At 47.5% G+C, this 8,269-nt stretch carries 8 protein-coding genes; 2 read left to right on the plus strand and 6 right to left on the minus strand.

What is annotated here, in order from left to right; all coding sequences use genetic code 11:
* Positions 1-2: 2 nt before the first annotated feature.
* Genes fabD through yceD form a run of 4 tightly spaced genes read right to left on the minus strand, consistent with a single transcriptional unit; the run spans position 3 to position 2,749 of the window.
* Entirely contained in the window at positions 3-929 is a 927-nt protein-coding gene (gene fabD, locus CWB99_RS16740) for an ACP S-malonyltransferase (RefSeq protein ID WP_138553506.1), read from the minus strand.
* A gap of 59 nt (positions 930-988) precedes the next feature.
* A complete protein-coding gene (gene plsX / locus CWB99_RS16745) occupies positions 989-2,032 on the minus strand; it encodes a phosphate acyltransferase PlsX (protein ID WP_138553508.1) in 1,044 nt (347 codons plus the stop codon).
* Between the two features lie 10 nt (positions 2,033-2,042).
* The gene (gene rpmF / locus CWB99_RS16750) at positions 2,043-2,213 is read right to left on the minus strand and encodes a 50S ribosomal protein L32 (RefSeq protein WP_010382129.1); all 171 of its coding nucleotides are present in this window, start codon (positions 2,211-2,213) and stop codon (positions 2,043-2,045) included.
* Positions 2,214-2,224: 11 nt separating this feature from the next.
* On the minus strand, positions 2,225-2,749 hold the full coding sequence (yceD, locus tag CWB99_RS16755; RefSeq protein ID WP_138553510.1) for a 23S rRNA accumulation protein YceD: 525 nt from the start codon (positions 2,747-2,749) through the stop codon (positions 2,225-2,227).
* A 120-nt stretch (positions 2,750-2,869) separates the two neighbouring features.
* Here yceD and CWB99_RS16760 point away from each other — a divergent pair, with 120 nt between their 5' ends.
* Positions 2,870-3,457, plus strand: coding sequence for a Maf family protein (locus tag CWB99_RS16760; RefSeq protein WP_138553512.1), 588 nt, complete (start codon positions 2,870-2,872; stop codon positions 3,455-3,457).
* Here CWB99_RS16760 and CWB99_RS16765 read toward each other — a convergent pair.
* Both CWB99_RS16765 and rluC read right to left on the minus strand, forming a co-directional pair.
* The gene (locus CWB99_RS16765) at positions 3,419-4,087 is read right to left on the minus strand and encodes an HAD-IIIA family hydrolase (RefSeq protein ID WP_138553514.1); all 669 of its coding nucleotides are present in this window, start codon (positions 4,085-4,087) and stop codon (positions 3,419-3,421) included. The genes CWB99_RS16760 and CWB99_RS16765 overlap by 39 nt on opposite strands.
* Positions 4,077-5,039 carry a 23S rRNA pseudouridine(955/2504/2580) synthase RluC gene (gene rluC / locus CWB99_RS16770; protein WP_138553516.1) on the minus strand — a complete coding sequence of 321 codons (963 nt, stop codon included), beginning with the start codon at positions 5,037-5,039 and terminating at the stop codon, positions 4,077-4,079. Before rluC ends, CWB99_RS16765 begins: the two co-directional genes overlap by 11 nt.
* A 509-nt stretch (positions 5,040-5,548) precedes the next feature.
* On the opposite strand from rluC, the gene rne reads away from it, so the two are divergent.
* The coding region (rne, locus tag CWB99_RS16775) for a ribonuclease E (RefSeq protein WP_138686213.1) at positions 5,549-8,269 on the plus strand (2,721 nt) is incomplete at its 3' end.

Genomic DNA, 8,269 nt, shown 5'->3' on the forward strand with positions numbered 1-8,269 from the left:
ATTTACTTTGCAGATGTAAGAGAAGCAACGTCGTTTACCGCGCTACATGCAACAGATTTATCAATTCGCTTGGCCAGGCCAGTCAGGACTTTACCCGGACCAAACTCATAAGCCTGTGTGATCCCGTCTTTTGCTAATTGCTGAACCGTCTCAGTCCAACGAACCGGACTGTATAACTGGCGAATAAGCGCATCTTTAATCGCTTCACCACTTTCTTGCGCAACAACGTCGACATTATTGATCACTGGAAAGTTTGGTGCTGAAAACTCGATTTCGGCAAGATCTGCTGCAAGTTGCTCGGCAGCCGGTTTCATTAATGCACAGTGAGAAGGCACACTCACCGCTAGTGGCAATGCACGCTTCGCGCCCGCCTCTTTACAAGCTTCTGACGCACGCTCTACCGCTTCTTTATGACCAGCAATGACCACCTGGCCTGGAGAGTTGAAATTGACCGGCGCCACGACTTGCTGCTCAGATTGTTCCTCACAGATCTTCGCAATGGTATCGTCATCCAGACCTATGATTGCTGCCATAGAACCCGTACCTGCTGGTACTGCTTGTTGCATATACAGACCACGTTTCTCAACCAATTTAACGGCCGTAGACAGATCTAGCACGCCTGCACATACCAGGGCAGAGTATTCGCCCAGGCTATGGCCTGCCAGCACCAATTCAGCATCAACCTGCTCGTTCTGCCATTGACGGAAAATTGCCACACTGGCTGTGAGCAATGCAGGCTGAGTGCGGTGCGTTTCATTTAATTCGCTTTCGGGGCCGTCTAATACTAACTTAGCCAGGTCATATCCTAACGCTGCAGAGGCTTCTGCAAACGTATCCTGAACAACTTGAGAAGTTTCTAATAATTCCGACAGCATGCCTACGCTCTGAGAGCCCTGGCCTGGGAATAGTAAAGCAATCTTTTGTGACATAGTGTGCTCTTTTGATTTCTATATTCTGCCTTTTCCTTAGCCACACTATTTGGATGAAACTAGGATCTGGCAGATGTCTCTTCAACCGGCGCCATTTCTTCAAAGGTCGCCTGGATTTTATCTGGAATACGTCTATCGATCTCTCTGGCCGCTTCTTCAATCGCAGCCATAAATGCCTTCTTCGACGCATTTCCGTGACTTTTCACTACAATACCGCGCAATCCTACCAGACTTGCGCCGTTATACTGGTCGGGGTTCACACGTTTATACAGTTTTTTTATGACGGGCCTGAGTAAAAACGCCAGACACCGATAAAAAAGGTGTTTTTTCAACGCTTTTGTGAACTTAAACATGATAAGTTTGGCAATTCCTTCACAGGTTTTCAATGCAACATTGCCAACAAACCCCTCACATACAATGACGTCTGATTTACCTGAAAATATATCACTCCCCTCACAATACCCTTGATAATTGATCACTTTGCAATCTTGCATAAGCTTGGCTGCTTGCTTGATACCATCGTGTCCTTTGATGTCTTCCAGGCCAATGTTAAGCAAGTGGACTTTGGGCTTGTCGAGTTTAAGTGCAGCACCTGCAACAATCGACCCCATAATGGCAAACTGCAACAGGGTCTCCGGATCACATTGCACATTGGCGCCAAGATCCAGTAAGTAAACGGGCTGTTTCTTTTCAGTGGGTACGGAAGTGATCAATGCAGGTCGTTTTATACCCGGGAGCATTTTTAATACATAATGCGCCATCGATAACAATGCGCCCGTATTACCCGAACTCACACAGGCTTGCGCCTGACCGGCTTTGACCAGATCTAATGCTACGCGCATAGAAGACTTTCGCTTGTTGCGCAATGCCTGGGCAGGATCGCAGGTATTGGTCACAACTTCATCACAGTGCTTAACGATCAGACGAGGATGAGACAGTGCATTGGCTTTTTCGAGCGCATCTTCCAAAACGGAACGATTGCCACATAATAGTAGGATTAAGCGAGGATGTTTTTCGACTGCAGCGATTGCGGCAGGAATTGATGAACGGGGGCCGTAATCGCCCCCCATCATATCTAACGCTATGGTTAGATCAGCGTGCATAAGTAATCTCTTACTTAGAAATTACTTTTTCGCCTTTGTAGTAACCGTCAGCAGTTACGTGGTGACGACGGTGAGTCTCACCAGAAACTTGATCTACAGTTAGTGTAGGACCGTTAATAGCATCGTGTGAACGACGCATGCCACGACGTGAACGTGACACTTTACTTTTTTGTACCGCCATTAGCCTATCTCCTAAGAATCTTTCTTAAGTTGTTTTAAAATTTCAAATGGATTTGGTTTGCTCTCTTGTTCTTCTATATCACCAAAGCTAACTGGTTTATCAGAAAATGAACAGGATGCTTCTGTATGCTTAGGAACGATGGGGATCGCCAGTATCAACTCATCCTCGATAATTTGCCGAAGATTAATCTCACCTTCTTCATCCAACTCCACAACATCATAGCACTCAGGGAGTTCTTCCGACTCTGCACCTAATCCGACTGGCGAATACGCAAAGTCTTGTTCCAAATCCAACCCTAATTCATCGTTACAACGCTGACACAACACGGTGACTTTGGCTTGCACGTTTCCACGCACCACAACCAAACCTTGCTGGTCTGTTTCGCAACGAATAGTTACCGCTATTTCACCTACTTGATCTTGCACAACTTGCTGCAAACGAGAAAGTTCTTCAAGCGCAATAACACCGTCATAACTGGCCCGGCGCTGTGCCGCTTTGCAAGGATCAATGGTGATGGGAATTTTCACCTTTTGCATAGGGGCTGCATCATATAGATAGTTAGTGCTTTAGTCAAAGCAAAATTAAACTTTCATATTGTTTTTAACCACGTTGTGATTATCCTATGGAGAATTTTCTACAACGCAGTGACAGTACTTATGAAATCACCACTTATATTAGCCTCCAGCTCGCCATTTAGGCAGCAAATTTTAGCAAAATTGTGCCTGCCATTTGACAGCTTCTCTCCCGACATTGACGAATCAGGTTTGCCTGCAGAGGCACCTGCCGAACTGGTTGCCAGGCTAAGTGAAAGCAAAGCGCGCGTCGCGCATCAACATTATAGCAGTGGATTGGTGATTGGCTCAGATCAGGTCGCTTTATTTGACGACAAGATCCTCGGCAAGCCTCACACGGTGGAAAATGCCCATGCACAGCTTAAACAATTCAGTGGCCAGGTGGTCACATTTCTCACCGGATTATGCGTCTACCAGCTTGAGACACAGCGGGCTGTTACGAAAGTCGTGCCGTTTAAAGTCCACTTTCGTCAGCTAACAGACGCCCAGATTGAGCAATATGTGGCAAAAGAGCAGCCGCTTAATTGTGCAGGCAGCTTTAAGAGTGAAGGACTGGGGATATGCCTGTTCGATAAGCTTGAGGGAGACGACCCCAATACATTAATCGGGCTCCCTCTGATTGAACTGACTAAATCACTGGGCGAATTCGGCGTCGACGTACTCGGGCAATAAAAACGCCTGAAGCTGAGCATAGCTTTCGCACACAGCCAGCGGCGCGTATTTTTCAAGCTGCGCGGCACTGGCCGCGCCGAATGTTACAGCAACGGCAGGCACATTCGCATTATTGGCCAACTGCATATCAATAGCCGTATCGCCAATCATGATGGCCTGTTCAGGATTAACTTCCAGCTCGCGTAAAATCTGCTGTAGCATGTCCGGATCTGGCTTTGATTTTGCGTCATCCGCCGTTTTAGTAATGCTAAAATAATCACTCAAGCCACTTTGTGCCAGCAGGTTATCCAAACCAACCCGACTTTTTCCTGTCGCGACAGCCAACAAGTATCCTTCAGCTTTGAGTGCAGCCAGCAACACTTCGACTCCGGTAAAGACCACTGCCGGGGTTGTGTCTTCTTTATATAGACGCTTATAAGTCAGTGCTAAATCGGCCGCATTATCTTGTTGTTCAGGGAACAAAGTGGCCATGGCCTTTTCTAACGACAAGCCAATGATTGACTTAGACACGTCATCAGAGATGGGGTCAAGGCCATGGGCGGTCGTTACTTGGCGTATGGTATTAACAATTTTTGGTACTGTGTCCATCACAGTACCGTCCCAGTCGAATATAATCAGCTTACGCGCCATTACTGCTCCTTAGCTTAGCCAAACAATGCTCCAGTGCTTTATCTAATGGCGCTTCAACATGCAATGTGGTTTCGTGCTTTGGATGAATAAACCTCAGCTCCCGGGCATGCAAGAATAATCGCCCCAGGCCCAGCTGTCGCATTCTGCTATCAAACACTTGATCGCCATATTTATCATCACACGCGATGGGATGACCTTTGCACTGAGTGTGCACACGGATCTGGTGAGTACGCCCCGTGACAGGTGATGCCTGCACTAATGTCGCCCCCTCAAACCGTTCTAGCACCCGGAAGCGGGTGTGGGAGGCTTTACCTTCCTCATGGTCTACGCGCACTACCCGCTCACCCGATTGCAACGTGTTCTTACGCAGTGGTTCAGTCACATTCTTGTGCTTGGCCGACCATTCTCCACACACCAGCGCCCAGTAGTTCTTTTCCATGGTTTTTTCTCTGAGCTGTTCGTGTAGCCTTTTTAAAATTGCGCGACGTTTTGAGATTAACAGACAGCCAGACGTATCACGATCCAGCCGGTGTACTAACTCCAGGTTTCTTTCTTCCGGACGCAATGCACGGATAGCCTCGATCAACCCATAACTTAAACCACTACCGCCATGCACCGCCATACCTGATGGCTTATTCATTACTATCAGATACTTATCCTCATATAGAATCGCATCTTCCAACCCGGCGACTTTGTCCAGGTTTTTTGGCACAAACTCAGATTTCTCAGCGACTTTTACCGGCGGAATGCGTACTTCATCATTCAGTTGTAGCTTGTAAACCGGCTTCACCCGCTTTTTGTTAACCCTGACCTCCCCTTTACGAAGAATTTTGTAGATTGCACTTTTTGGCACTCCCTTAAGGTGGGTAAGTAAAAAGTTATCTATGCGCTGACCGAGTTGGTCTTCTGTTATGGTTACAAAACTTACCTTTAAGCCGGTTTTTTCTGACATTGCCTAATCACTGAATTGAGTAATAATTTAGTTGCTATCACGCGGGTAATAGTGGGATAATCGGCCCGCCTATCTTTGCGAGCGTGCTTTTTATCGCATTGATGCCGCTGTGATGCACATCTTGGGTGGAGGATCATACAGATTAGAGCTGAGATTTCCACAGCTTTATCGACCCAGCCCAGTGACAAATACGTGCGTGTAATCTGAAATGAAGCGTGTAATAGTTCATGGTACTGATTAAACACAGCTAAATAACCGAAATTAAAAGCAATAATTATTAATGTCTTGTGTAGTTTAGTCGGGATAGGTTTAGGCCCGTGCGACATCCGCAAGTTGAGTTAAGAACTCAATAACCCGCCACTTATAAAGCAGTGTGGCATAAGCGTTATAAGCGGAAGTAAATGATTGTTCCCGTCTCCCAGTCGTGAGACTGCATTATAAAAATAGGAACACTGAACCCCCGAACTAACAAGCACAGGCAAAGTGTAAAAATTAAGTAGAGTAAAAATATGAAACGTATGCTGATCAATGCGACGCAGCAAGAAGAAATGCGCGTTGCACTGGTTGACGGCCAGCGTCTGTACGATTTAGACATCGAAAGCCCTGGTCATGAACAGAAAAAAGCCAATATTTATAAAGGTAAAATCACTCGAATAGAACCTTCTTTAGAAGCCGCTTTTGTTGACTATGGTGCTGAGCGCCACGGTTTCCTCCCTCTCAAAGAAATTGCCAAAACTTACTTCCCTTCAGGCTATACATTCAACGGTCGCCCAAACATCAAAGATGTGATCAAAGAAGGCCAGGAAGTCATTGTTCAGGTTGATAAAGAGGAACGAGGCCAAAAAGGTGCAGCACTGACCACTTTTATCAGCGTTGCCGGCAGCTACCTGGTACTCATGCCTAATAACCCTCGTGCTGGCGGTATTTCTCGCCGTATCGAAGGTGATGAACGCATCGAACTGAAAGAAGCTTTGAGCCGTCTGAACCTGCCAAAAGGCATGGGCCTGATTGTGCGTACAGCGGGTGTTGGTAAATCTTTTGAAGAATTAGAATATGACCTGAAAGCCCTGCTGGTACACTGGGAAGCAATCCAGAACGCAGCAGACAGTGGTAAGGCACCATTCTTAATCCATCAGGAAAGTAATGTTATCTTCCGCGCTATCCGTGACTATTTGCGCCGCGATATCGGTGAGATACTAATTGATAAAGCGCGTGTTTTTGAAGAAGCGAAAGCCCATATTGAGCGTTTCCGTCCGGACTTCATCAACCGTGTTAAGCTCTATCAGAATGATGTACCGCTGTTCACGCACTACCAAATCGAAAGTCAGATTGAATCAGCTTTTCAGCGTGAAGTACGTTTGCCTTCTGGCGGCTCAATTGTCATTGACCCAACCGAAGCGCTTACTTCTATCGATATTAACTCGTCAAAAGCAACCAAAGGCGGCGATATTGAAGAGACGGCATTAAATACCAACCTGGAAGCCGCTGACGAAATTGCTCGTCAATTACGTTTGCGTGATCTGGGTGGCCTGATAGTGATCGACTTCATTGATATGACGCCTCCACGTCACCAGCGTGAAGTTGAGAATCGCCTGAAAGATGCCGTACGCGCAGACCGCGCTCGTGTTCAGATTGGCAAGATTTCACGATTCGGCTTGCTCGAAATGTCACGCCAGCGCTTACGCCCTTCATTAGGTGAAGCAAGTCAGCACACATGTCCACGCTGTGATGGACAGGGTACCATTCGTTCAAACGAATCGATTGCACTGTCTATCTTGCGTCTGATTGAAGAAGAAGCGATTAAAGAGAACACCGCGCAGGTTAACGCGCAAGTACCTGTTAAAGTGGGCTCTTATTTGCTTAACGAGAAGCGTCGAGCCGTTCAGCGCATCGAAAAACGCCACAACTGTGACGTTGTGATCATTCCTAACCAGCACATGGAAACGCCGCATTATGACGTAGTGCGCCTTCGTAAAGATGATGTGCCGGAAAGTGTAAGCTATGAGCAAGTAGTTACGCCTGAAGTAGAAGTGACTACCGCACCGATTGCCGCCCCTATCGTCAAAGAAGAGCCTGTTCTGAAAGGCGTTGCTATGCCTACAGCACCGGCACCAGCTCCACAACCTGCAGAAGCGACTAAGCAGCCTCAGGCACAAAAGAAAGTTGAGGAAGAAGTAGGTTTATTGAGTCGAATCGGCAAGTGGCTCAAGGGCTTGTTTGGCTCTGAAGAAGAGCAAAAAGAGGAAGAGCAACCTAAGCAACAGCCCCGTCAGCGTCAGGATAACCGCCGCCGTAACCAGCAGCGTCGTAAAAATCGCAACCGTAATGATCGCCGCAACGACGAACGTAACGACAATCGTAAGGCTGAACAAGACAACAGTGATACTAAACGCAAAGATGAGCAGAGCAACAATCAGGAGCGCAGCGAAGGCCGGAACAAACGTCGTCGCCAGAACCAGCGTCGTCGTAACGACTCTGATAAAGCGAAGCAAAGCTCTGCTGAGCAAAGTACAGAGCAAAAACAGGACAACGCAGAGCAGGCAAACCAGGACAAACCAGTTAAGCCACGTCGCCAGCGTCGTAACCTGAAAAAGAAAGTACGTGTTGAAGGTGAATCAAACAACGCTCAAGCCACTGAGGTAAGTACTGATGTACAGCCTGAGGTTACTGATACTCCTTTACAAAAGCCTGAGCATGAGCAAGCTGTTACAACCAGCACCGCTAAAGAGACTGCACCTCAAAAAGTGGAAGCTAAGGTTCAACCAGCTCAAGAGGCACCTGCTGAAGAAGTGGCTGAGCAAACTCAACACAATCAAAAAGTTGAGGAATCAAGCGAAGAAGATAAAGAGCAACGTGAACAACCGCGCACTCGCTCTCGCCGCTCTCCGCGTCACCTGAGAGCTGCAGGACAAAAGCGCAAACGCAACGAAAGCAAAGATGCAGCCCCTGCGTTTGTTCCTGTCGCTGATCAAGCCGCCGCAGAGTTTGAAGCTGAAATGAGCGCAACGGCTAAAGCACAAGTCGCCGTTTCTGAAGAAACACCTGCGGTTGACGCCTCGGTTGAAACGCAAGCTGAAGAAGCACCTGTTACTGAAACCCCGGTTGAAGCGCAAGCTGAAGTAGTGTCGGCCACTGAAGCTCCGCTTGAAGCACAAGCTAAAGAAGCACCTGCTACTGAAGCCCCGGTTGAAGCACAAGCCGAAGAAGCACCTGCTACTGAAGCCCCGCTT

It is taken from the genome of Pseudoalteromonas rubra, assembly GCF_005887095.1.
GTDB classification, from domain to species: domain Bacteria; phylum Pseudomonadota; class Gammaproteobacteria; order Enterobacterales; family Alteromonadaceae; genus Pseudoalteromonas; species Pseudoalteromonas rubra_E.